Origin of the sequence: Microbacterium sp. NPDC076895 (assembly GCF_040687115.1) — a bacterium.
Classification (GTDB): Bacteria; Actinomycetota; Actinomycetes; order Actinomycetales; family Microbacteriaceae; genus Microbacterium.
Genome location: NZ_JBFBMQ010000005.1, coordinates 59,510 through 82,629 on the forward strand (window position 1 = coordinate 59,510; position 23,120 = coordinate 82,629).

Consider the following 23,120-nt stretch of genomic DNA (forward strand, 5'->3'; position numbering starts at 1 on the left):
GTGTTCATACGGCATCCCCTTCTTGAGCCTTACAGTTCATGCGTCGATGCCCGCGAACGCCTCGTCGAGCGCGTCAGCCGCGACCTCGACGATGAGGTCGGGACGCTTCGCGTAGTGCCCTTCCGTGATGTCGGTACTGCTGTGCCCGAGCAGGTCGCGTGCGACCTCGACGCCAGCCGTGTCCGATACCGCGGCCGCGACCGCCTTGCGGAGACTGCGGAAGGTGAGATGCTCGGCGTCGACCCCGATAGCCAGCAGTTCCGGCTCGAACTCGCGGCGGAACATCCGGAGCAACTCGCCGACGGCGCTGGGGTCGCGCGGACGGCCGCGCTCGGTCGTGAACAGCACGTCGTCTGGATTCCGTTCGGGGTCGGGAACGTGGCTCGCCACGAGTTCGCTCAGTACCTTCGCTGCGAACTTCGGCACGCGAACCCAACGCTTCTGCCGCTCCGCTTTGGGCGAGTCCTGGCGAAACAGGCCGCGGGACTTGGTGCGAACCATCGTCCCGCCGACCCAGACGAGCGCCTCCATCGTGAGGCTTCCATCCGGTTGTTCCACCGCCTCGAACCGCACGTCCTGGAACCGGATCGCAATCGGTTCTGCCGTCCTCTCGGAGGTGCCGAGCGTGATGAGGATGTAGTCGGCGAGCAGCTTGTAGTTGGGCCGTCGGCCCACCGGATACCGCTTCCGGTGCCGCTCGGGCCACACCTCGCGGATGAGGTGGAGGATGTACTTGACCTGCACCGCGTCGAGTTCGAAGTACACCGTGTCCGGCTCGTCCGCTCGCCTGGTCGCACGGATCGGGTTCGCCATGACGACCGCTCCGTACCGTGTGTTCTGGATCGACCCGGCAGCCGAGAAGTGCCCCTGCTGGATCGCCCAGTCGAACATGAGCGACATCACGTTCCGAACCTTGTTCGCGGTCGTTACCGACTTCTCCCGTGCTACGTCCATGAGCAGCCCATCAGCACGGTCGGCGGTGATGTCGGCAATGGGGATGGCACCGGCGCGCGGGACGACATGCGCGCGAACAACCGATGCGTAGCCATCGACGGTCTGCTCGCGGCGCTGGCGCAGCACCCGCGGATCATCGTCGTGATACGCCGTCTTCAGCCACGCCTTCGCCAGCTCAGCGACAGTCATGACCTGTGCTCGTCGCGCCAGCACTCGACCGACAGCGACATCAGCAGCTTCCTGCAACGCCGTCAGCGCCTCAGCCTCGGTCGCTCCGCTGCCGCTGGGACGACGCTCCTGCCCCTGGCCGTCATAGACCCGCGCTCGCGCGATGACCAGTCCGCTCGGCTCGACCGTGTAGGTCACCTTGCCGAGTTCGCCGAGTGCGCGCTTCGGCCGCGCCATCAGTCGCCCGCCCTATCCGTCGGGGCCACGATCCGCCCAGCGATGAACGCCTCGACATCCTCATCGCGGTAGCGAACGTTGTGCGACGAGAGTGCGACGAACGGCAACCCGAGACCTCGGCTGCGCGCACGCTCTGTGCGCCAGTCAGCGAGCGTCCTGATCGGGATGCCCGTGTACTCCGCAAGCTCCTGCGGAGTCCAGAGGCGGGGGCGGTCGTCGCTCATACCAATGAGGTAGGCGGCACCACCCGCAGACCTCCAGCGAACCCCGTAGGACGGCCAAGAATCGAGTAAACGGACGGGTTCTCGGACAGCCGCAGTAGCGACCAACTCCATGCTCAACATCGCACTTCCCTGTATTTGCAGGGGAGTATGATCCTGTGGAACACCCTCCGGTTCTCAGATCCTCAAGCCGAGCTGTACTTCGGGGTCTGAGACCCGGTACGACGAAAGCCCCGCATCCGATCGGATGCGGGGCTTTCGCGTGAGCTCATATCGCCGGCGACTCAGCCGTAGAAGTACTTCTCGAACACCCGCCTGGCACGCCGGGTCGCACCCAAGTAGTCCTCTTCGACCTGGGATGCCGAGTGGGGCGGATACTCAAGCAGACGCGCGAGGCCATCGAGCTTCTGTCGATCGCTGGGCAGCACATCGCTGGTCTGCGCTGAAAGCAGCGTGTTCGCCGAACGCAGCCGACTCGCGAGCACCCAGGCGTGTCGTAGGCGATCTGCAGCGCTCACGGGAAGGAGACCATGCCTCACGAGGGCGTCCAGTGCGCGCAGCGTCGATGTCGTGCGGAGATCGGGCACCGCGTACGCGTGCTGAAGCTGGAGCAGCTGCACGAGCCACTCGACGTCGCTGAGGGAACCAGGACCGAGCTTGAGATGGCGAGCCGGATCGATCCCCTGCGGGAGCCGTTCGTTCTCGACGCGCGCCTTGATGCGCTTGATCTCCCGTAACCCGTTCTCGTCGGCGCGCTCGGGATAGCGGACTGTATCGGCGAGCTCCGTGAAGGCACCGATGAGTTTCACACTCCCCGCCACACCCCGCGCGCGAAGGAGCGCCTGCGCCTCCCAGGACAGTGACCACCGCTGGTAGTAAGCCGCGTAAGAATCCAGCGACCGGACCATGGGGCCCGACCTCCCCTCGGGTCGAAGGTCGGCATCCAGATCGAGCGGGAGCCTCAGGTCTTCAGAGTGCTGACGAAGACCTGCAACGAGCGCGTTGGACAACTGCGCGGCACGCCCCTCGTCCACGCCGTTGGCGCGGTAGACGTAGAGCACGTCGGCGTCCGAGCCGAAGCCCAGTTCCGAACCGCCGAAGCGCCCCATCGCGATGACCGAGAAGTCAAGGGCGTCGTCCTCGGGAGGCACGACGTCCCGGCGCACTGCCCGAAGGGTTGCCTGGATCGTCACTTCGGTGATCGTGGTCAACGCCTCTGCGATCTCGTCGATCGACAGGATACCGAGTACACCGCCCATTGCGGTGCGCAGCACCTCCCGCCGACGCAACGCCCGCACCGCCCGCGCTGCATCCTCGATGGAGCTGTGTCGGGTCTGAATGGCCCGCGCTTCTTCTTGCAGTGCGACGCCTGATCGCGGTCTCAGCTGGTCTTCGCCGTCCAGCCAGGCTGCCGATTCGGGTATCCATTCGACGAGCTCTCCGACATACCGCGAACCGGAGAGCACACGCGTCAGGCGTTCAGCCGCGCCCGTGGAGTCCCGCAGCATCCGAAGGAACCAGGGAGTATCGCCGAGACGCTCGCTCAGGCGTCTGAACGAGATCAGGCCGTAGTCGGGATCCACGCCGTCGGCGAACCACCGGATCATCACAGGCATGAGGTGACGCTGGATTGTCGCTTTGCGACTGAGTCCTGTCGTGAGCGCACGGATGTGGCGAAGAGCGCCAGGCGGATCGCGGAAACCGATCGCCGCAAGCCGATCATGAGCCTGGTCCTCGGACAGGGCACGTTCTTCGGCGGGTAGTGCTGCCACGGCCGACAGCAACGGCCGGTAGAACAGTCGAACGTGAATATCGCGGACTTCCCGCTTGATCGATTCCCACTGCGAGACGAGATCTGCGCCGGTATCAGCGAGGCCGGACGAACGCGCCAAGACCCGCAACTCGTCGGGATCGGTCGGCATGAGGTGGGTGCGTGAGAGCCGACGCAACTGCAGACGGTGCTCGAGCAGTCGCAACAGGCGGTAGTCGCGCGCGAATGCCGCAGCATCCGTGCGCCCGATGTAGCCCTCGGTCACCAGCGCGTCGATCGCAGCGAGCGTGCCCCGTTGCCTGATCGCCTCATCACTGACGCCATGCACCAGCTGCAGCAACTGCACCGTGAACTCCACGTCGCGGATGCCGCCCGGACCAAGCTTGATCTGCTGGGACACCTCGTCGGGCGGGATGTGGTCTGTGACGCGCTCGCGCATCCGTTGCACACTGTCCACGAAGTTCTCGCGCGTCGCGCTTGCCCACACCCCCGGCCGGACTGCGTCGATATACGCGTCTCCGAGCGTTCTATTGCCCGCGATGGGCCGAGCCTTCAGAAGTGCCTGGAACTCCCAGCTCTTCGCCCAGCGCTCGTAATAGGCCACGTGCGATTCGAGCGTGCGCACGAGAGCTCCCTGTTTGCCCTCAGGTCGCAGGTTCGGATCGACCTCCCACAGTGGAGGCTCGATCTCGACACCAGAGATGCCCCGCATGGTCTGTACGGCCAGGCGCGTGCCGATGTCAACGGCACGCGCCTCGGAGACGAGAGTCTCGTCATCCGTTCCCGCGACGAAGATGACGTCGACGTCAGAGACATAGTTCAGTTCGCGAGCCCCGCACTTGCCCATCCCGATGATCGCGAACTGCGTCGCATCGACCTGCTCCCGAGAGAACTGGCCCGCGGGTCCCCCCGTCGAGATGCGGGTCCTTGCGACGCACAGGGATGCTTCGAGAGCCGCTCCCGCCGCATCAGCGAGTGCAGCCGACACCGCGTCCAGGACTGCCTCCGGAGCGACGTGCGAGAGGTCGAACAGCGCGATACGGGCCAGTTGCGTCCGGTACGCAATCCGCAGGCGCACCCAGGCAGCCTCGGACCCGTCGTCGGCAAACCCTCCCTCTACCCCGACTGCGCTCAGGAGAGCTTCGCGAAGCTCGGCTTCGGTCGGCAGATTGTCTGCCCCGCCCTCGAGCTGCACGATCTCTCGTGGATGCCTGCCGTAGAACTCCCCGAAACCGCGCGAAGCACCGAGGAGCAGCCACAGGTGGGCCCAGCGGCGGTCGTCGAGCGCCGCTACCCGGAGAGCGTCGGAGTCGCGGCGAACCACCCGGAGCAGAGCCTGCAGCGCCCCATCGGGGTCGGCGGCGCTTGCCGCCGGCGCCGCGACCTGAGCGCGGTCGATTCCGAGAGCCTCCGCTAGTTCGGTGAGCCCGGCATCGGCCTGAGCGAGTTCGCTGAAGCCCACGCGCGCAAGGTCGGTCAGACCCGTGGTCCGTTCGGTGGATGCCATCGACGGTACCGTGCGCGTCAGAGCATCTCGAGGTTGCTCTTCAGCTCGTACGGAGTGACCTGCGCACGGTACTGCTGCCAGTCCCGGCGCTTGTTCAGCAGGACGTAGTTGAAGACCTGCTCACCCAGGGTCTCCGCCACGAGCTCGGAGTCTTCCATGTACTCCAGCGCGTGGTCGAGGCTGGCCGGAAGCGGCGCGTAGCCCAGCGCTCGGCGCTCAGAGTCGGTGAGCGACCACACGTTGTCCTCAGCCTCGGCGGGAAGCTCGTATCCCTCTTCAATGCCCTTGAGACCGGCAGCCAGGAGCAGCGCGTACGCGAGGTACGGGTTGGCTGCCGAATCCAGAGCACGATACTCGACTCGCGAGGACTGACCCTTGTTGGGCTTGTACATCGGAACACGCACGAGCGCTGAGCGGTTGTTGTGGCCCCAGCAGATGAAGCTCGGCGCCTCGTCACCGCCCCAGAGACGCTTGTACGAGTTCACGAACTGGTTCGTCACAGCACTGATCTCATTTGCGTGGCGCAGGAGCCCCGCAATGAACTGCCGTCCAACCTTCGACAGCTGGTACTGGGCGCCCTCTTCGTAGAACGCGTTCACATCGCCCTCGAACAGAGACATGTGCGTGTGCATGCCGCTGCCAGGCTGACCGCTGAGGGGCTTGGGCATGAACGTTGCGTAGACGCCCTGCTCGATCGCGACCTCTTTGATGACCGTGCGGAAGGTCATGATGTTGTCCGCCGTCGCCAATGCGTCTGCGTAACGCAGGTCGATCTCGTTCTGCCCGGGACCGCCCTCGTGGTGGCTGTACTCGACCGAGATCCCCAGGTCTTCCAGCATCCTCACCGACCGACGACGGAAGTCGTGCGCCGTGCCGCCGGGAACGTTGTCGAAGTATCCTGCGGAATCGACCGGCTCTGGGCCGTCGGCTCCGTACGTCGATGACTTGAGGAGGTAGAACTCGATTTCGGGATGCGTGTAGAACGTGAATCCCGCGTCCGCAGCCTTGGCCAGGGTCCGCTTGAGCACATGACGCGGGTCGGCGACGGCGGGCTGACCATCCGGAGTCGTGATGTCACAGAACATGCGCGCGGTCGGGTCGATCTCACCGCGCCACGGCAGGATCTGGAACGTCGTCGGGTCCGGGTGCGCCAGAAGGTCGGACTCGTAGGAGCGGGTAAGCCCTTCGATCGCGGATCCGTCGAAACCCAGGCCTTCCGTGAACGCGCCCTCAACCTCGGCTGGCGCGACGGCCACCGACTTGAGCGTGCCGATTACGTCGGTAAACCACAGGCGCACGAACTTGACGCCGCGCTCCTCGATCGTGCGAAGAACAAAGTCCCGCTGCTTGTCCATGGAGGTCCTCTCGGTACGAACGTCAGTGGGCGGCGCTGCCGCCGGAACCCCAGGAGTCTTCACGGGCTTCGTCGTCAGCCCATGCGCGCGAGCGCTCCTTCATGATCTCGGGCGCTCGAGCCGCCTCTTCTGCGGTTTCGAACGGGCCGGCACGGTCGACCGCGGGCGACTCAAAGCCCTTCTCCACCTGACCAGTGGTCAGGTTGTACCAGTACTTCTCGGCGTCAGCGGACACGTCTGCTCCCTCGGTGGGTTCCGTTGACTCGATCCTACTGATCACAGGCGCGCGGATGGGTAGGCTGATCGCATGGCATCTGACCTGACCCGAGCAGTGGGCATCGACATCGGCGGCACGGGAATCAAGGGAGGTGTTGTTGACCTCGAAGCGGGTGAGCTCGTCACCGATCGCATCAAGGTGCCGACTCCCCCGGGAGCGGAGCCGCCCGCAGTTCTGGATGCGGTAAAGCAGGTTCTCGAAACGCTCGAGGTCGCGGACACCGATATCCCGCTCGGGGTTGCATTCCCCGCGATCGTCAAAAATGGAAAGACCCTGTCGGCCGCAAACGTCTCGGACAAGTGGATCGGCTTCGAGGCTGAGAAATTCTTCGAGGACGGCCTGGGCCGCGACATCCATTTCGCCAACGATGCGGATGTCGCCGGCGTCGCCGAGGTCCGCTACGGCGCCGCGAAGGGCGTCCAAGGCCTCGTTCTGCTCACAACCCTCGGCACCGGCATCGGCTCGGCCATGATCTACAACGGTGTGCTCATTCCCAACTCCGAACTCGGCCACCTCGCCCGGCCCGGCAAGGACAAGGATGCCGAGTACTACGCCGCGTACTCAGCGATGGAGCGCGAGGAACTGTCCTGGGAGAAGTGGGCCAAGCGGCTCCAGTGGTACTACAGCCACCTGGAGTTCCTCTTCTCCCCCGACCTGTTCGTCGTTGGCGGCGGGGTCTCGAAGCACCCGGAAGAGTTCCTGCCCCTGTTGAAGCTGAACACCCCGATCGTGCCGGCGGTGCACCGCAACAACTCGGGGATCATCGGCGCAGCAGCGCTCTCGCTGGGCGCGATGCCTCAGTTGGCCCAGACCACCGCAGCGGACTGAGCCGCTCGGCTCAGCAACGCGTCCGCGGGGCCGGCGATCAGATCGTTGACAGCGAAAGGCAAACATCTCAGATGATATCTGTTCGCCTGATCGTCGCCGCTGTGACATTTTCGGCGGCGACATTGCTCGCGGGTTGTGTCGCAACAAGCGTTGAGGTCGACAGCCCATCAACCGAATCATCGGCGGCAACAGATCCACACGGCCGGCACACCATCACCAGCCGCGACCGCAACGAATCCTGACGAAGGTGATGCACCGCTCGACCGGATCTCGTTGGGCCAGCAATGTGCCGAGATCATCTCTGCACAAGAGTGGTCGCAGCTATCGGACTTCCAGCCGGATCTTGCCACTGCGGCCTCCCGCCCCGATGGGCTGATTTTCGTCACACTGCCCGCGGCCGCGCCTGCGCTCTCGGGTGGCGAAGAGATCTCTGTCGAGACGGATGCCTACTGCTACCTGGAACCCGACACCTTCGATGCGTACGTGTCTCGCCTCGGCTATGTCGCAGTTGGCAGCAACATGAACATCCGCGTTGATGAGTACGACCTTCTCTTCAACGCAGACGAACCAATAGACAGCCTGCTCGATTAGCGGTGTGAGCTAATACGTGGAGTGGCCGACAGGGCGAATGGGCCGGCCTGTACGCCGGGTTCTGTTCGGGAGCGTGAACTCCGTCGACGGTCATCTCTCTCGGCGACGCGTTACCGCGCCGCTCTAGCGGCCTACCCGGGGACTCGGCGAGCCGCGTCGTCATCCCCTGTCTGGCCTTGCTCCGGACGAGGTTTACCGTGCGAGTCGTGTCACCACGACTCCGGTGGTCTCTTACACCACCCTTTCACCCTTACCGGAACGAGCCCGGCGGTCTGCTTTCTGTGGCACTGTCTCGCGGATTGCTCCGGGTGGGTGTTACCCACCGCCCTGCCCTGTGGAGCCCGGACGTTCCTCGGCGCGGCACTGCCGCGACGCGACCGTCCGGCCGACCCATTCGCACGGCCGAGTCTACGCGGCGTCGCTCGTGGTCGACCCGCCACTGAAGCGACCGGGTGGACTACAGACCTGACTCTTCCGTGCGGACGAGGATGCAGCCGCACTCAGGACAGGTCACGACGGCCTCCGGCGCGGCGGCGCGCAGGGCACTGAGGTCGCTGCCGGCGAGAACCATGTGGCAGCCCCCACAGGTCTGTCGAGTCAGCAGGGCCGCGCCGGCACTGCGCTGGGAGAGCTTGTCGTACAGGCCGAGAAGATCGGCGGCGACCGTGGATGCAACGGCCTCGCGGTCCCGGGTCGCAGCTGCCTCGTCGGCCTGGGCTGCGGACACCGCAGCCTTCGCCGCCGCGCTGAGCGTCGCGCCCTCATCGTTGATCTCGCGCAGTCTCGTTTCCAGCCCGGCAACGATCTCTTCGGCAGCCTCCGCGCGCTCCATGGCGTCGAGATCAGCGTCTTCGAGATCACTCTTTCGCCGGGCCAGCGCTTCAAGCTCGTGCTCGAGGTTCTGCGCTTCCTTGGCATTGGCTGAGTCGGCCAGCCGCGCCGCGTCGCGGGCGATGCGTGCCTCGACGACCTTCAGGTCGTCATCGAGTCGACGCTGCTCGGCACGGACGTCGTCAACATCACCGCGGGCACGAACGAGCTCCTGATTGAGCTCAGCCCGCGCCTGCATCAGCTCTGAGATCCGAGCTGCCTGCTCAGGTGAGCGCGCGGCGGCAGCAGCAGCGCGGATGCGGGCGTCGAGGGCAGCGACCTCGAGAAGACGGCGCTGATCGTCGGGACTCGCATTCATGTGGGCCCTGCCGGGATCGAACCGACGACATCCACGGTGTAAACGTGGCGCTCTACCAGCTGAGCTAAAGGCCCTCGAGGCGAGTCTACGGGGCGGATGCGGCATCCACCGTTTCTGCTGAGACAGCTGTGGCTCATCGACCGCTCCCACCGGATGCGGGAATCGCTAGGCTGGGTCGTGGTCTGCCATACAGATACGCGCACGACCAGACCCTGCGGTGCTTACCCTGCAGCGCTCGGCCGCCCGTTCGTGGCACACCCTGCCCGTCGAAGAAAGGTTTCACGTGACCGTCAACGATCAGGATCCGTACTCGCAGGGGCCGCTGGACAGCGACCCCGACGAGACCACGGAGTGGCAGGAGTCCCTGCAGCAACTCGTCTCGGCCAAGGGCCAGGGGCGAGGCAGAGAGATCATGCTCAGCCTGTTGCAGACCTCGCACGAGCTTCAGCTCAACGTGCCGCAGGTGCCGACCACGGATTACATCAACACCATCTCGCCGGATGCTGAACCCGATTTCCCCGGCGACGAGGAGTTGGAGCGCCGCTACCGACGCTGGATTCGCTGGAATGCGGCGATCACGGTCCACCGCGCCCAGCGCCCCGGCATCAGCGTCGGTGGTCACATCTCGACCTACGCTTCCTCTGCATCGCTCTACGAGGTGGGCTTCAACCACTTCTTCCGCGGCCCGGACCACCCCTCCGGCGGCGACCAGATCTTCATCCAGGGGCACGCCTCCCCCGGAACCTACGCTCGTTCGTTCCTGGAAGGACGCCTGACCGAGGCCCAGCTCGACGGCTTCCGGCAGGAGAAGTCGGCGGCGCCCAACGGCCTCCCGTCGTACCCACACCCACGTCTGATGCCTGACTACTGGCAGTTCCCGACCGTCTCGATGGGGCTCGGCCCGATTAACGCGATCTACCAGGCGATGACCAACAAGTACCTGACAAACCGTGGCATCAAGGATGTCGGCGACAGCCACGTCTGGGCATTCCTCGGTGACGGCGAGATGGACGAGGTCGAAAGCCGCGGCCAGCTTCAGGTCGCCGCGAACGAGGGCCTGGACAACCTCACGTTTGTCGTCAACGCGAACCTCCAGCGTCTCGACGGGCCGGTGCGCGGCAACGGGAAGATCATCCAGGAGCTGGAGAGCTTCTTCCGGGGTGCGGGCTGGAACGTCATCAAGGTCGTGTGGGGAACCGGCTGGGACGAGCTGCTCGCCAAAGACACCGACGGCGCACTCGTGCACCTCATGAACACCACCCCGGACGGTGACTTCCAGACCTACCGTGCTGAAGATGGGGCGTTCATCCGTGAGCACTTCTTCGGCCGCGACGAACGCACCGCAGCCCTCGTGAAGGACTGGAGCGACGAGGAGATCTGGGGCAAGCTGCGCCGCGGTGGTCTCGACTACCGCAAGGTCTACGCCGCCTACAAGGCAGCAGTCGAGCACAAGGGCCAGCCCACCGTGATCATCGCCAAGACGATCAAGGGCTACGGTCTCGGCCATCACTTCGAGGGACGCAACGCGACCCACCAGATGAAGAAGATGACGCTCGAAGACCTCAAGCACTTCCGCGACTCGATGCGTATCCCGATCTCGGATGCCCAGCTCGAGGAGAACCCGTACCTGCCGCCGTACTACAACCCCGGCCCGCAGGACGAGACGATCCAGTACATGATGGAGCGACGCCGCGCGCTCGGCGGCTTCCTTCCCCAGCGACGGACCTCGCACACCTCGATCACGCTGCCGGGCGACGATGTCTACGCGCTTCCGAAGAAGGGCTCGGGAACGCAGGAAGTCGCCACGACGATGGCGTTCGTGAGGCTCCTGAAGGATCTGCTGCGCGCCAAGGGCTTCGGCAACCGCATCGTGCCGATCATTCCGGACGAGGCACGGACGTTCGGTATCGACGCGTTCTTCCCGACCCAGAAGATCTACAACCCGCACGGCCAGAACTACACGTCGGTCGACCGCGATCTGCTTCTTGCCTACAAGGAGAGCCCGCAGGGTCAGATCATGCACGTCGGCATCAACGAGGCCGGCGCGCTGGCGGCGTTCACCGCCACGGGGACGTCCTACGCAACGCACGGCGAGCCGCTGATTCCCGTCTACGTCTTCTACTCGATGTTCGGGTTCCAGCGCACTGGCGACGCGCAGTGGGCTGCCGGTGACCAGATGACACGGGGTTTCGTGATCGGTGCGACTGCGGGACGGACCACCCTGACGGGTGAAGGTCTGCAGCACGCCGACGGCCACTCCCACCTTCTGGCCTCAACGAACCCGGCAACGGTGTCGTACGATCCGGCGTACGGGTACGAGATCGCGCACATCGTGCAGTCGGGCCTGGAGCGGATGTACGGCGGGCACCACCCCGATCCCGACGTCATGTACTACCTCACGGTCTACAACGAGCCACTCGTGCAGCCCGCGGAGCCCGAGGGCGTGGATGTCGAAGGCATCGTGCGCGGCATCCATCGCATCTCCACCGCCGAGGGCGACGGCCCGCGTGCGCAGCTGCTCGCCTCGGGGGTCGGTGTGCCGTGGGCACTCGAAGCCCAGCAGTTGCTGCGCGACGATTGGGGCGTTCAGGCCGACGTGTGGTCGGTGACGTCGTGGACGGAGCTGCGCCGCGACGGCCTTGCCGCCGACGAGCACAACTTCTTGCACCCCGAGAATGAGCCTCGCCGCGCCTACATCAGCGAGAAGCTGCAGGATGCCGAGGGCCCCGTGGTCGCCGTCAGTGACTTCATGCACGCCGTACAGGATCAGATCCGTCCGTGGGTTCCGGGGCGCTTCGCAACGCTCGGCGCCGATGGCTTCGGGTTCTCGGACACGCGTCCGGCAGCACGACGCTTCTTCAAGATCGACGGCCCCTCGATCGTGGTTCGCACGCTGCAGGCACTGGCTGAAGACGGCGTCGTCGACCGGGCCCTTGCCGGCCAGGCGATCCGCAAGTACGACCTGCACAACGTCAAGGCTGGCACCAGCGGAAACGCAGGCGGGGAGAGCTGACGACCCGGCCATGACAGCGCATCCCACCGACAAGGCCGAGACTCTGGCGTGGCTACGCCGCATCTCGGGGGATCTCGCCACCGCGACGATCCAGCGGCTCGAGCAGAGCCTGCCCTGGTACTCCGAGATGCCGCCTGCGCGTCGGTCCGCGGTGGGCCTGGTGGCCCAGGCCGGTATCACGTCATTTATCCAGTGGTACGACGATCCGCAGTCGACGCCGTGGATCGCCGCAGACATCTTCGCCGCTGCGCCCCGAGAACTCTTGCGCAGTGTGAGCCTGCAGCAGACGCTTCAGCTCATCCGTGTGTCAGTGACGGTGACCGAAGAGCGGATCGCGAGCAAGAGCGAGAGCCTGCGTGAGGCGATCCTCCTCTACTCGAGGGAGGTCGCCTTCGCGGCGGCCGACGTGTATGCCCGAGCCGCCGAGGCGCGCGGGCTGTGGGATGCACGGCTGGAAGCTCTCGTCGTGGATTCGATCCTCACGGGCGAAACCGACGAGGAGCTGCCGAGCCGGATTGCGGCGCTCGGATGGCACGGCCACGGAGAAGTCGCTGTTCTGGTGGGCACGACACCGCCACAGTTCGACGTCGACCAGCTGCGCCGAACCGCGCGCAAGCTCGGCGTGGATGTGCTCATCGGGGTGCAGGGATCCCGATTGGTTCTGGTGATCGGGAGGTCAGAGCCGTCACCGCGCTCAGAAGACGCCGAGCAGGACTTGCCCTTCCCCGAGATCGCTCGGCGCCTCGAGCCCGGCTTCGGGCCGGGATACCTCGTGCTCGGCCCCGCGGTGCCGGCGCTGGTCGATGCCAGCATGAGCGCCCGCGCAGCACTGGCGGGATTTGCCGTTGCCCGCGCATGGCGGCATGCGCCGCGGCCGGTCGAGGCCGATGACCTGCTTCCGGAGCGCGCGCTGGCCGGTGATCCGTTGGCCAAGCAGACGTTGATCGAACGCATCTACCGTCCCCTGCACGCGCATTCGACGGATCTTGTCACGACCCTGTGGAGCTACCTCGACAACGGTCGGTCGCTCGAGGCCACCGCGCGCGAACTCTTCGTGCACCCGAACACGGTTCGGTATCGCCTCAAGCGCGTCTCGGAAGTCATCGGCTGGGATGCCACGGGTCCCCGCGAGGCCCTCATCCTCCAGACCGCGCTTATTCTGGGGTCGATGGGCACCGAGTCCGTGCGGCGCCGACCTACCGCGCTGCACCGCCGCGTATCAGCGTGATCGTGTAGACGCGCGACAAACGAATGCGCGGTTTCTCGATCAGAATCTCCAGAATGACCTCTCGACACGCTGGCAGGATGGGATGGTGATGATCGCCGTCTTCCCCGGTCAAGGCTCCCAAACACCAGGATTCCTCCGACCCTGGCTCGAACTCGATGGAGTCCGTGCGCGGCTCGAGCAGTTCTCTCAGTGGGCAGAGGTCGACCTCATCGGAGCGGGAACCGAGGCGGATGCCGACACCATCCGCGACACGCGCATCGCACAGCCGCTCATTGTTGCGGCCTCGGTGTTGTCGTGGGAGCTCTTCACACAGCGCGTCTCTACGCCTGTCGACGGGGTCGCCGGGCATTCCGTGGGCGAGTTCGCCGCCCTTGCAGCGGCGGGCGTCATTGATGCGGAGACTGCCCTACGACTTGTCGGGATCCGCGGCCGGGCGATGGCCGATGCCGCATCGCTCGCAGACACCGGAATGAGCGCCGTCATCGGCGGCGACCAGGCAATCGTCGAGGGGAGCCTCGCCGAGCTCGAGCTCACACCGGCGAACTTCAACGGGGGCGGACAGATCGTGGCGGCAGGTGCGGCAGCGGCGCTCGCCGCGCTGAGCGCCGAGCCGCCGGCGGGGACCCGTGTGATTCCGCTCTCGGTTGCGGGCGCCTTCCACACGCACTACATGGCGCCGGCGGTCGAGACACTGCGGTCAGCTGTAGCAGCCGTGACCCCGTCCGATCCGGGCCTGCAGCTGTGGACGAATCGAGACGGTTCGCTAGTAAGCAGCGGCGCGGAGGCGCTCTCGCTCGTCGTCGATCAGGTTGCCTCCCCGGTTCGGTGGGACGCGTGTATGCAGTCTTTCGCAGCCGCGGGCGTCACGGGACTCATCGAGTTCGCTCCCGGCGGCACGCTTGTCGGCCTCGCGAAGCGTGCTCTGCGCGGAGTACCCTCAGTCGCGGTCAAGACTCCCGAAGACCTCACATCAGCGGCCGAGCTTCTGGCCACCGCATCCGCTCAAGGAGAAGCCGAATGACCGCGTCCCTTCGTCAGCCCCAGGGCGCTGCGCACACACGGATCTATGCCTATGGCGCCGCCCGGGGCGAACGAGTCGTTCCGAACGATGATCTCGTCGGTCCGATCGACTCAAGCGACGAGTGGATCCGCCAGCGGACGGGAATCGTGACCCGCGTGCGTGCGGTGGAAACGACCACCGCGATCGACCTCGCCGCGGATGCCGCCGCCGAAGCCGTCTCGAAGTCAGGCGTCTCTCCGGACAAGATCGACGCCGTGATCGTGGCGACGATCTCCAACCCCCGGCAGACCCCGTCAGTTTCGGCGATCGTTGCGGAGCGCATCGGAGCAAAGGATGCCGCAGCGTACGACCTCAACGCCGCGTGTGCGGGGTTCGCGTACGGCGTGGGGCAAGCCGATGCTCTCATCCGCGGGGGCGGCGCACACTACGCCGTCGTGATCGGAGCTGAGAAGCTCAGTGACATCGTCGACCCGACCGACCGCTCGATCTCTTTCCTCCTCGGCGACGGTGCTGGTGCTGCCGTTGTCGGCCCCTCGGAGACACCGGGGATCGGCCCGACGGTGTGGGGCTCGGATGGCTCGAAGGCCGACGCCGTCGGGATGAACCACACGCTGACGGAGTTCCGCGACGGTAAAGCACCGTGGCCTACGCTGCGCCAGGAAGGCCCGACGGTCTTCCGCTGGGCGGTATGGGAGATGGTCAAGGTCGCCCGTGAGGCCCTCGCGGCTGCCGGAGTCGAGGCATCCGACCTCGCTGCCTTCGTTCCGCACCAGGCGAACATGCGGATCATCGACGAGTTCGCCAAGCAGCTCGGGCTTCCCGAGTCCGTCGTGATAGGACGCGACATCGAGACGACCGGAAACACCTCCGCCGCCTCCATCCCGCTCGCGACGCACCGGCTTCTCGAGGAACACCCCGAATTGAGCGGCGGCCTGGCCCTGCAGATCGGTTTCGGAGCGGGCCTGGTCTACGGCGCGCAGGTCGTCGTCCTTCCGTGAGTCACGAACCTCGAACTCTAGACTTGCAGGACGGTCTCACCTGAGGCCCACACCGACCACAACCCATCCATATCAACCCAGAGGGAGATACCCATGGCACTCACAAACGACGACGTCCTCGCAGGACTCGCCGAGCTCATCACCGACGAGACCGGCATCTCTGCCGACGAGGTCGCCATGGAGAAGTCGTTCACCGACGACCTCGACATCGACTCGATCTCGATGATGACAATCGTCGTCAACGCCGAGGAGAAGTTCGGCGTGACCATTCCCGACGACGAGGTCAAGAACCTCAAGACCGTCGGCGACGCCGTTACCTACATCACGTCGAACCAGGCGTGACCCGATCTCCGGTGGGGGCGCCGCCCCCACCGGACCATCCCTGAGGACTACATGAGCAGTTCACGTATCGTCGTCACCGGTATCGGCGCCACGACCCCCATCGGGGGAACGGCGCCCGAGTCCTGGTCGGCACTGCTGGCCGGTGAATCTGGCGCCCGCTCCCTCGAGCACGACTGGGTTGCGAAGTACGAGCTTCCCGTGACGTTCGCGGCCTCGGCACGCGTCCCGGCAGACACCGTGCTCGCCCGGCCCGAATCCAAGCGCCTCGACCCGTCGTCTCAGTACGCACTGGTCGCTGCCCGCGAAGCGTGGGCCGACGCCGGCAGCCCGGACGTCGACCCCGAGCGCCTCGGCGTCGACTTCGCCACCGGAATCGGCGGACTGTGGACTCTCCTCGACGGGTGGGACACCCTTCGCGAGAAGGGCCCCCGTCGAGTCATGCCGATGTCGGTTCCCATGCTCATGCCCAATGCTCCTGCCGCGGCTATCTCGATGCATCTGGAAGCGCGGGCATACGCACGCACCGTGGCCTCGGCCTGTGCATCCAGCACCGAGTCGATCGTCAATGCGGTCGAGCACATCCGCCTCGGCCTCGCAGATGTCGTGATCGCGGGCGGCACCGAGTCGGTCATCCACCCGATCACCCTCGCTGCCTTCTCCTCGATGCAGGCCCTGTCACGCCGCAACGACGACCCGGCTCACGCGTCACGCCCCTACAGCATCGACCGTGACGGTTTCGTCATGGGTGAGGGCGCCGCCGCCCTGGTGCTCGAGACCGAAGAACACGCGCGTGCCCGCGGTGCCCGGATTTACGCCGTCGTGGCCGGCGGCTCCGTCACGGCTGACTCGTACCACATCACGGCGCCCGAGCCCGAGGGCCTCGGCGCTTCCCGCGCAGTTCTGCAGGCTCTCGCGCAGGCGGACGCATCTGTCGATGACGTGACGCACATCAACGCACACGCCACTTCGACACCGACCGGAGACATCGCCGAATACAAGGCGCTGCTGTCGGTCTTCGGTGACCGCGTTCACGAGATCCCCGTGTCGGCAACCAAGGGCTCCACGGGACACCTGCTCGGCGGCACCGGCGCTCTGGAGGCCGTCTTCACTGTCTTGGCGCTGCACAACCGCATCGCTCCCCCGACGATCAACATCACGGAGCAGGATCCCGAGATCCCGCTGCGGGTGGGCGCAGCCGTCGAACTCGGTGAGGGCGATCACGTCGCAATCAGCAACTCGTTCGGATTCGGCGGACACAACGCCGTCGCCGCGTTCCGCAACATCTAAGCAACCCTGCCGGGCTGGCCCCGTGTGGGAGACTCGACCCGTGGGTTCTGTTCGCGCGATGGTGCTGGCTCCGGTCATGGCGCTGACCCTCCTTGGGCTGAGCGCCTGCACTTTCGGACCTCCGACGGCTGCGCCTGAGGCCGCTGCATCCCCCTCAGCCTCGCCCTCTGCAACCATCCAGGGGCGTGTGGCGACCCCAACCCCCGCCACCACGGCAACCACACGTCCGACGCCGTCGCCTTCCACACCAACAGGTCCCGGAAGCGGCGGTGGTGGTGGTTCCCATCGCCCGACGCCGCAGCCGACACCGAATCCCGCGCCGACGCCCACCCCGACCCCGACAATTCCGCCGGCGTGCCCCACCAGCGACACTCCCCCGACGGATCCCGTCCTCGCGTTCGGCTCGATCGCCAAGTACTCCCCCGTGCCGCTCGCACAGGGGCGCGACTGCACCGGATTTCGGGCCTACCTGTCCACAGGGCTCCCCCAGTACGACTCGCAGTCCTATGAGTTTTTCGGACACCTTGTCGGCAGTGACGGCAGCATCAACGCGATCGCCTTGATGTCACAGGGAAACTCGGTCATCCCGGGCCTCCAGGTACCCCTCCTCACCATCGAAGAGTCAGGGCTCATCTTCAACCGCCTCGACCAGAACACCGGTCCCGCGTTCGGCGGAATCGATGGCCTTGCCGACATCACGGTTCCCACGAGCATCAGCTACCAGCCCTGGCAGATCCACGTCGAACAGCAGAACAACGGCCAATCACCGCAGACGGTCGACATGAGAGTTGTTACCGGGGCCATCGGCGCCGTCGGCGCGGTCTACGAGCTCACCGTCTCGGTCGACACCGGGATCTACCAGTCCGGCGTCAGCGAACCGACCACACTGACCATCCGGGCACGCGATACAACAGGCATCATTCAGTGGGGATACGGACCCAACGGGTTCTTCCCGCTGTGGATGTTCGACGGGACGCCACTACCGGCATCCAGTGGCCCCATCGCTACAACCGATCAGCGCACGGCCATCATGAACACCTATGGCGGAGACATCGGAAGCTACCTCGCCGAAACCAACGACCCGATGACCGGGCAGGGCTCGCACTACTACTCGATGCCGCTCGTCGAGGTCGAGTCGTGGTCGATACAGATCGGATCGACATACGCCGGCGGCGGCACGGGCGGCGTGCTGTTCTTCGACAATCTCACCGAAACGTACAACGATTCCGCGAAGTACATCGTGAGCAATGGGTATGCCTGGACCGAGTTCTCGGTCCAACTGCCCGATACCGAACAGGGCATGCTGATCGCGGTGACAGGCCAGCAGGACGTCGGAAATCTCTACTACGCCATGCTCGGCGGTGCCGGATCTTCCCAATCAGCCAATGGAACCCTCAACCCGACCGCCAACTGGCCGCAGGGCGCGATCCACATCACGCCCGACCCAGCAAGCGCATGGACCTCGCCGCACAGCTGCTATGTCTATGAGCTCTCGTATGCCGTGACGTTGGATGCCTCAGCATCGCGCCCCGGCGCCGACCTCGTGTTCCGCGCTACCGCGCAGGATCAGGAACTGAACGCTCTCGGACGCGCGGTCTACGAGGGTCTCTTCTCCTACTCCGGCACACTCGACGGAAAGGCGGTCAGCGGGTACGCCTGGGGCGAGATCCAAGGCCGCCCGCCGGCCGGAAGTCCGACACCGCCGAACTGCTGAAGCCAGAGGCAGAACGGGTTCCTCTGCACCATCGCTCAGAGGAACCCGTTCTCATCGTCACGTGCTGCCACGCTCTCCCAGCGCCGGGAATCGTCACATCCGACATCCGGTACGCACGCGCGCGGCACGCGAAGTCTCTACCCCACCTTGTGAAGCCACACGACGGCGGCGTCGTCACTGGCGTGGCGGAACGGCTCGAGTTCGTCATCCCATGCCGAACCGAGCGCGACCTGCAGTTCGCGTTGCATGTCATGGACATCGCGCGCCGCGAGCTCCATCGCATAGCGAATCCGGTCTTCCCCCACGACGACGTTACCTGCGGCATCCGTCTGCGCATGATGGATGCCGAGGTCCGGCGTGTGCATCCACCGAGCGCCGTCTGAGGCAGCCGACGGGTCCTCGGTGACCTCGAAACGCAGGTGTTCCCAACCGTGCATGGCGGAGGTGATCGCGGCCCCCGTGCCGATGGGTCCCGACCAGAAGTACTCAGCACGCCGCGCGCCGGGCAACACGGGTTGGTCCATCCAGTCGAAGTTCACCGCACGACCGAGCGCGCGGCCCACCGCCCACTCCAAGTGGGGGCACAACGCCCGCGGCGCGGAGTGAATCATCACCACACCGCGCGTCATTGATGTAGCCATATCGATCTCCGTTCTGAGGTGCGTCTTCCCCAACGTCCTCAGGAGATCTGTGGCTGTTCTGTTATGGGGCCCATTATCGCCCGGGTCGAGCCGAATCACAAGCCTGTCATTCTGCGGTGACCGTGGCGCGAACTGGGGCTTTGCCGAGGACCGCCCGTCTGAAAGGCTGGGTCAGGGGGGCCACACGCGACTCTCGCAGCGCGCCTCATCTGGCGCGCTGCCCAAACCTAAGGAGACGTCCATGGAGGCAGCCGGACTTGTCGGTATTCTGATCATCATCGGGGTCGCTGTGGTCGCAGCGATCATCGTCGCGCTCATCGGCCTCCTGCTGGCGAGGGCCTGGATCAAGGTCGCCCGCGCCGACGAAGCTCTCGTGATTTCGGGCCGCAAGCAGCGCGTCCAGACCACAGTGATGGATGCCGACGGCACGAGCCGATCGGAGATGACCGAGTCCCCGGTCACCGTGATCGTCAACGGCAAGTCGCTCGTGAATCCCCTCACGCAGCGCCACGAGATCATTTCGCTGCGCTCTCGCCAGGTGTCGCTGAGTGCCGAGGCCCAGTCGCTCGACAACGTCACGCTCAACGTCGATGGTGTCGCGATCGTCAAGATCGGATCCGACCCGCTGTTCGTTCGCCGCGCCGCCGAGCGTTTCGCGTCACAGGACAAGGCGATCGAGCAGTTCACCACGGAGCAGCTCGAGGGAGCGCTCCGTGGCATCGTTGCGACGCTGTCGGTCGTCGAACTCATGCGGGAACGCAAGAAATTCTCGGATCAGATCGCCGTCGATGTCTCCCATGAACTGGCCGAACAAGGTCTCATCCTCGACTCGTTCCAGATCAAGGGAATCACTGACGCGATGGGGTACATCCAGTCCCTCGGAGCGCCGGAGATCCAGGCCAAGCGCCAGGCCGCCGAGATCGCGCAAACCAACGCCGACCGCGCGATCAATCAAAAGAACATCGCGAACCAGGAAGCGAATCTGATCGAGCAGACGGCACTGGACACCAATACCGCCAATGCGAACGCCGGTATCGGTCGCGCTCGTGCTGAGGCCGAACAGGCTGAGCAGCTCGCGAGAGCTCAGGCTGAACAGGCGGTCTTGCAGCAGCAGGCCGAGAACCGGCAGGCCCAACTGGATGCCGACGTCAAGCGCGTCGCCGACGCTCAGCGCTACGAGGCCGAGACCCGGGCGCAGGCCGAGCTCTACACCCGCGAACGTGCCGCAGAGGCTGCGGCCATCGAGAAGATCAAAGAGGCAGAGGCTCGCACGCGGATCGCCGAGCAGCAGGCAGAGGCAGACCGCGCCCGCGCCGCGGGAGAGGCTGCCGCTGCCGAGGCGCGCGCCGCCGGTGAGGCTAGTGCTCTGCGTGCGCTCGCGGACGCAGAAGCCACGGCGAGGCGCCTGCGTGCCGAGGCGGAGGCCGACGCGATCCGGGCCGAAGGTCAGGCGCGCGCCGAGTCGATTGAGGCGGAGGCAGAAGCCATCGCTTCCAACCAGGAGGCGATTCTGTCGCAACGTGTGCTCGATGTGCTCCCCTCGATCATGGCGGAGTTCGCGAAGGGTTACTCGGCGATCGGCAACGTATCGATCGTCGGCGGCGGCTCAGGCGAGGAGGGCGCATCCCGCGTCATCGGCGCCGACAGCGCGACAGCCATGAAGTCGGTCTTCGACAGCGTGCAGGCAGCGACCGGCATTGACCTCGCCGCCATCATTCAGGGTCAGACTGTCGGCCGCGCCTTCGGCACTGGCATGGCGGATGCAGCTGGCGGAGAAGCATCCGCGCCGGTTGTTGCCTCTCGGCGCACATCCAAGCCGAAGGCGGAGTAACGCTCGACGGCAACACCCCACAACGAACAGAACCCCGCCAGAAGGCGGGGTTCTGTTCGTAGGGCGGGTGAGACTTGTCCCTTTCGCCCCTCCACGGCTCGCTGCGCAATCCGCGGAGCCTCCGGCGAATGGGGCCCACCCACAGGGTGCGTTCTCGGCAACACCCCACAACGAACAGAACCCCGCCAGACGGCGGGGTTCTGTTCGTAGGGCGGGTGGGACTTGAACCCACGATCGTCGGGTTATGAGCCCGCTGCCTTGACCAGCTTGGCCACCGCCCCCTACCAGATCAGCGTACCGGGCGTGCGCTCACGACGAGGACTTCGGCCCGTCGGAGGACGAATCATCCGACGCGCTTCCGCGTGTGAACGGCAGCTCCAGGCTGTCGCTGATCACCTGCGGGTGGTTGCGCGCCAGGCTGATCACTCCGTACACAGCGAGGGCGCCGGCGACACCGAATCCGATGAAGGCCCACAGCGGCGCAGTCTCCGCCTCCTGCAGAACGACAAGTCCGATGACCACCGCGACGATCGGGTCAATCACGGTGAGGCCCGCGATAACGAGATCGGGTGGACCCAGACTGTATGCCGTCTGGACGAAGTACGCCCCAACCGCCACCGCAGCCAGCAGGGCAACGACGCACAACAGAGTGAGCCAGTCGAAGTTCTGGTCGCGAATCCGGCTCAGAACCACCTTCGCGAGAGTCGCTACGAACCCGTAGAGAACCCCCGAAGCGACGATATAGAACAGCGCGAGGCCGTGCTTGCGGAACACGAGCCAGAGAACCGCGAAGATGACGATGGTCACGGCCAACAGACCGAGGATGATGAGCAGCTGCGCTTGAGTGACGGGACGCTCGGTGGCAAAGAACGCGGCGATCGTCACGAAAATGAAGATCCCGCCCACTGCCGCGACGATCGATCGGATCGATTGGCGGGTCGGGCGATGGCCGCTGATGCGCGCGTTCAACAGGGTCGTGATGACCAGCGAGACGGCGCCGAGTGGCTGGACGACGATCAGCGGCGCTACGGAGAGTGCAGCCAGCTGACAAACGATGGCCAGGCCGAGCATGATGGTGCCCGCCAACCACGATGGCCGTCGTAGCAAGTTCAGCAGGTGGTTGCGGTCGAGTCCGTTCCCACCGGACCGACCGGTGACCTTCTCGACCTTCTGAACTCCCCGGTACTGATACTGGGCGCCGAAGGACATGAAGATGGCGCCGAGCAGTGCGAGAGGAATACCCGCGAGAATTGCGGGGTCACGGAACGCCTCGGTGATCTGGTCGGTCACACTTGCCGACACGGTCAGGAGGAGCACCTTTCGACCCTATCCCGGCGTCGGCCGGACGCCGTGTGTCTCAATAGGCTTGTCGCATGGCTGTTCTCCCGATCCGCATCATGGGCGATCCCGTCCTCCACGCTCCCGCCACTCCCGTCGCAGAGATCGACGACGACATCCGTCGCCTTGTCGCCGACATGTACGAGACGATGGATGCCGCGCCCGGCGTCGGGCTCGCCGCCCCGCAGGTGGGCGTGGGGCTTCGGATCTTCACCTACAGCTACACCGATGACGACGGTGCGCCGTGGCGTGGCGTGGTCATCAACCCGGAACTGTGGATTGCTCCCCTCGAGCCGGGCGAGCCAGATCCCGACGAGGAGTCCGAAGGCTGCCTGTCCTTCCCCGGTGAGCGGTTCCCACTGCGCCGGTCCGAGCGCGCCAGGGTGACCGGAATCGATCTCGAGGGTGAGCGGGTCGATATCGAGGTCGACGGCTGGCGCGCGCGCATCCTGCAGCACGAATTCGATCACCTCGACGGCGTGCTCTATGTGGATAGGCTCGGTGACCGCGATTGGCGCACCGCGCAGAAGATATCTCGCAAACAGGGCTGGGGTACGCCGGGCAATTCATGGATGCCAGGCGTCGACGACCTCGACGCCTGAACCATCG

Annotated in this window: 19 protein-coding genes, 2 tRNA genes and 1 other RNA gene; 11 read left to right on the forward strand and 11 right to left on the reverse strand. The window is 65.6% G+C overall.

Features of this window, described 5'->3' with window-relative positions; all coding sequences use genetic code 11:
- Positions 1–36 precede the first annotated feature (36 nt).
- The 5 genes from AB0O89_RS05825 to AB0O89_RS05845 form a co-directional block, all read right to left on the reverse strand.
- The gene (locus tag AB0O89_RS05825) at positions 37–1,359 is read right to left on the reverse strand and encodes a tyrosine-type recombinase/integrase (protein ID WP_102209677.1); all 1,323 of its coding nucleotides are present in this window, start codon (positions 1,357–1,359) and stop codon (positions 37–39) included.
- On the reverse strand, positions 1,359–1,583 hold the full coding sequence (locus AB0O89_RS05830; protein ID WP_102209750.1) for a DNA-binding protein: 225 nt from the start codon (positions 1,581–1,583) through the stop codon (positions 1,359–1,361). The genes AB0O89_RS05825 and AB0O89_RS05830 overlap by 1 nt, the downstream gene beginning before the upstream one ends.
- Positions 1,584–1,864: 281 nt before the next feature.
- Positions 1,865–4,858 carry a bifunctional [glutamine synthetase] adenylyltransferase/[glutamine synthetase]-adenylyl-L-tyrosine phosphorylase gene (locus AB0O89_RS05835; RefSeq protein WP_363495063.1) on the reverse strand — a complete coding sequence of 998 codons (2,994 nt, stop codon included), beginning with the start codon at positions 4,856–4,858 and terminating at the stop codon, positions 1,865–1,867.
- A 17-nt stretch (positions 4,859–4,875) separates the two neighbouring features.
- Positions 4,876–6,213: a type I glutamate--ammonia ligase gene (gene glnA, locus AB0O89_RS05840; RefSeq protein WP_341578941.1), complete on the reverse strand. Its 1,338-nt coding sequence runs from the start codon at positions 6,211–6,213 to the stop codon at positions 4,876–4,878.
- Positions 6,214–6,235: 22 nt separating this feature from the next.
- Entirely contained in the window at positions 6,236–6,448 is a 213-nt protein-coding gene (locus AB0O89_RS05845) for an SPOR domain-containing protein (RefSeq protein ID WP_228178877.1), read from the reverse strand.
- A 72-nt stretch (positions 6,449–6,520) separates the two neighbouring features.
- Here AB0O89_RS05845 and ppgK point away from each other — a divergent pair, with 72 nt between their 5' ends.
- The gene (ppgK, locus tag AB0O89_RS05850; RefSeq protein WP_300593656.1) at positions 6,521–7,318 is read left to right on the forward strand and encodes a polyphosphate--glucose phosphotransferase; all 798 of its coding nucleotides are present in this window, start codon (positions 6,521–6,523) and stop codon (positions 7,316–7,318) included.
- 273 nt (positions 7,319–7,591) lie between these two features.
- The gene (locus AB0O89_RS05855) at positions 7,592–7,909 is read left to right on the forward strand and encodes a hypothetical protein (RefSeq protein ID WP_363495066.1); all 318 of its coding nucleotides are present in this window, start codon (positions 7,592–7,594) and stop codon (positions 7,907–7,909) included.
- A 34-nt stretch (positions 7,910–7,943) separates the two neighbouring features.
- On the opposite strand, the gene rnpB is transcribed toward AB0O89_RS05855, so the two are convergent.
- The 3 genes from rnpB to AB0O89_RS05870 form a co-directional block, all read right to left on the reverse strand.
- An RNA gene (gene rnpB, locus AB0O89_RS05860) (RNase P RNA component class A) lies at positions 7,944–8,302 on the reverse strand.
- A gap of 64 nt (positions 8,303–8,366) precedes the next feature.
- A complete protein-coding gene (locus AB0O89_RS05865) occupies positions 8,367–9,098 on the reverse strand; it encodes a C4-type zinc ribbon domain-containing protein (RefSeq protein WP_363495068.1) in 732 nt (243 codons plus the stop codon).
- 1 nt (position 9,099) lies between these two features.
- Positions 9,100–9,172, reverse strand: a tRNA-Val gene (locus AB0O89_RS05870).
- Positions 9,173–9,381: 209 nt separating this feature from the next.
- Here AB0O89_RS05870 and aceE point away from each other — a divergent pair.
- From aceE to AB0O89_RS05905, 7 genes are all read left to right on the forward strand, one after another.
- Positions 9,382–12,111 carry a pyruvate dehydrogenase (acetyl-transferring), homodimeric type gene (gene aceE / locus AB0O89_RS05875; RefSeq protein ID WP_292709429.1) on the forward strand — a complete coding sequence of 910 codons (2,730 nt, stop codon included), beginning with the start codon at positions 9,382–9,384 and terminating at the stop codon, positions 12,109–12,111.
- A 10-nt stretch (positions 12,112–12,121) separates the two neighbouring features.
- Positions 12,122–13,339 (forward strand): PucR family transcriptional regulator, encoded by a 1,218-nt coding sequence (locus AB0O89_RS05880; RefSeq protein ID WP_300590517.1) that lies wholly within the window; start codon positions 12,122–12,124, stop codon positions 13,337–13,339.
- An 85-nt stretch (positions 13,340–13,424) separates the two neighbouring features.
- Positions 13,425–14,360: an ACP S-malonyltransferase gene (locus tag AB0O89_RS05885; RefSeq protein ID WP_300590518.1), complete on the forward strand. Its 936-nt coding sequence runs from the start codon at positions 13,425–13,427 to the stop codon at positions 14,358–14,360.
- On the forward strand, positions 14,357–15,358 hold the full coding sequence (locus AB0O89_RS05890) for a beta-ketoacyl-ACP synthase III (RefSeq protein ID WP_300590516.1): 1,002 nt from the start codon (positions 14,357–14,359) through the stop codon (positions 15,356–15,358). The genes AB0O89_RS05885 and AB0O89_RS05890 overlap by 4 nt, the downstream gene beginning before the upstream one ends.
- 93 nt (positions 15,359–15,451) lie before the next feature.
- Complete coding sequence (locus AB0O89_RS05895) at positions 15,452–15,700, forward strand: acyl carrier protein (RefSeq protein ID WP_195691493.1); 249 nt, start codon at positions 15,452–15,454, stop codon at positions 15,698–15,700.
- A gap of 51 nt (positions 15,701–15,751) precedes the next feature.
- Positions 15,752–16,987 carry a beta-ketoacyl-[acyl-carrier-protein] synthase family protein gene (locus AB0O89_RS05900; RefSeq protein ID WP_363495072.1) on the forward strand — a complete coding sequence of 412 codons (1,236 nt, stop codon included), beginning with the start codon at positions 15,752–15,754 and terminating at the stop codon, positions 16,985–16,987.
- 40 nt (positions 16,988–17,027) lie between these two features.
- On the forward strand, positions 17,028–18,701 hold the full coding sequence (locus tag AB0O89_RS05905; protein ID WP_363495074.1) for a lipocalin family protein: 1,674 nt from the start codon (positions 17,028–17,030) through the stop codon (positions 18,699–18,701).
- Positions 18,702–18,838: 137 nt separating this feature from the next.
- Here AB0O89_RS05905 and AB0O89_RS05910 read toward each other — a convergent pair whose 3' ends face one another.
- Entirely contained in the window at positions 18,839–19,342 is a 504-nt protein-coding gene (locus AB0O89_RS05910) for a DUF3145 domain-containing protein (RefSeq protein WP_300590513.1), read from the reverse strand.
- Positions 19,343–19,583: 241 nt separating this feature from the next.
- Here AB0O89_RS05910 and AB0O89_RS05915 point away from each other — a divergent pair, with 241 nt between their 5' ends.
- On the forward strand, positions 19,584–21,173 hold the full coding sequence (locus AB0O89_RS05915; protein ID WP_363495076.1) for an SPFH domain-containing protein: 1,590 nt from the start codon (positions 19,584–19,586) through the stop codon (positions 21,171–21,173).
- A 207-nt stretch (positions 21,174–21,380) separates the two neighbouring features.
- Here AB0O89_RS05915 and AB0O89_RS05920 read toward each other — a convergent pair.
- Positions 21,381–21,454 (reverse strand) — tRNA-Ile (locus AB0O89_RS05920).
- Positions 21,455–21,482: 28 nt separating this feature from the next.
- Positions 21,483–22,490: a DMT family transporter gene (locus tag AB0O89_RS05925; RefSeq protein ID WP_363495078.1), complete on the reverse strand. Its 1,008-nt coding sequence runs from the start codon at positions 22,488–22,490 to the stop codon at positions 21,483–21,485.
- A 56-nt stretch (positions 22,491–22,546) separates the two neighbouring features.
- On the opposite strand from AB0O89_RS05925, the gene def reads away from it, so the two are divergent.
- Positions 22,547–23,113: a peptide deformylase gene (gene def / locus AB0O89_RS05930; protein WP_300590510.1), complete on the forward strand. Its 567-nt coding sequence runs from the start codon at positions 22,547–22,549 to the stop codon at positions 23,111–23,113.
- Positions 23,114–23,120 lie beyond the last annotated feature (7 nt).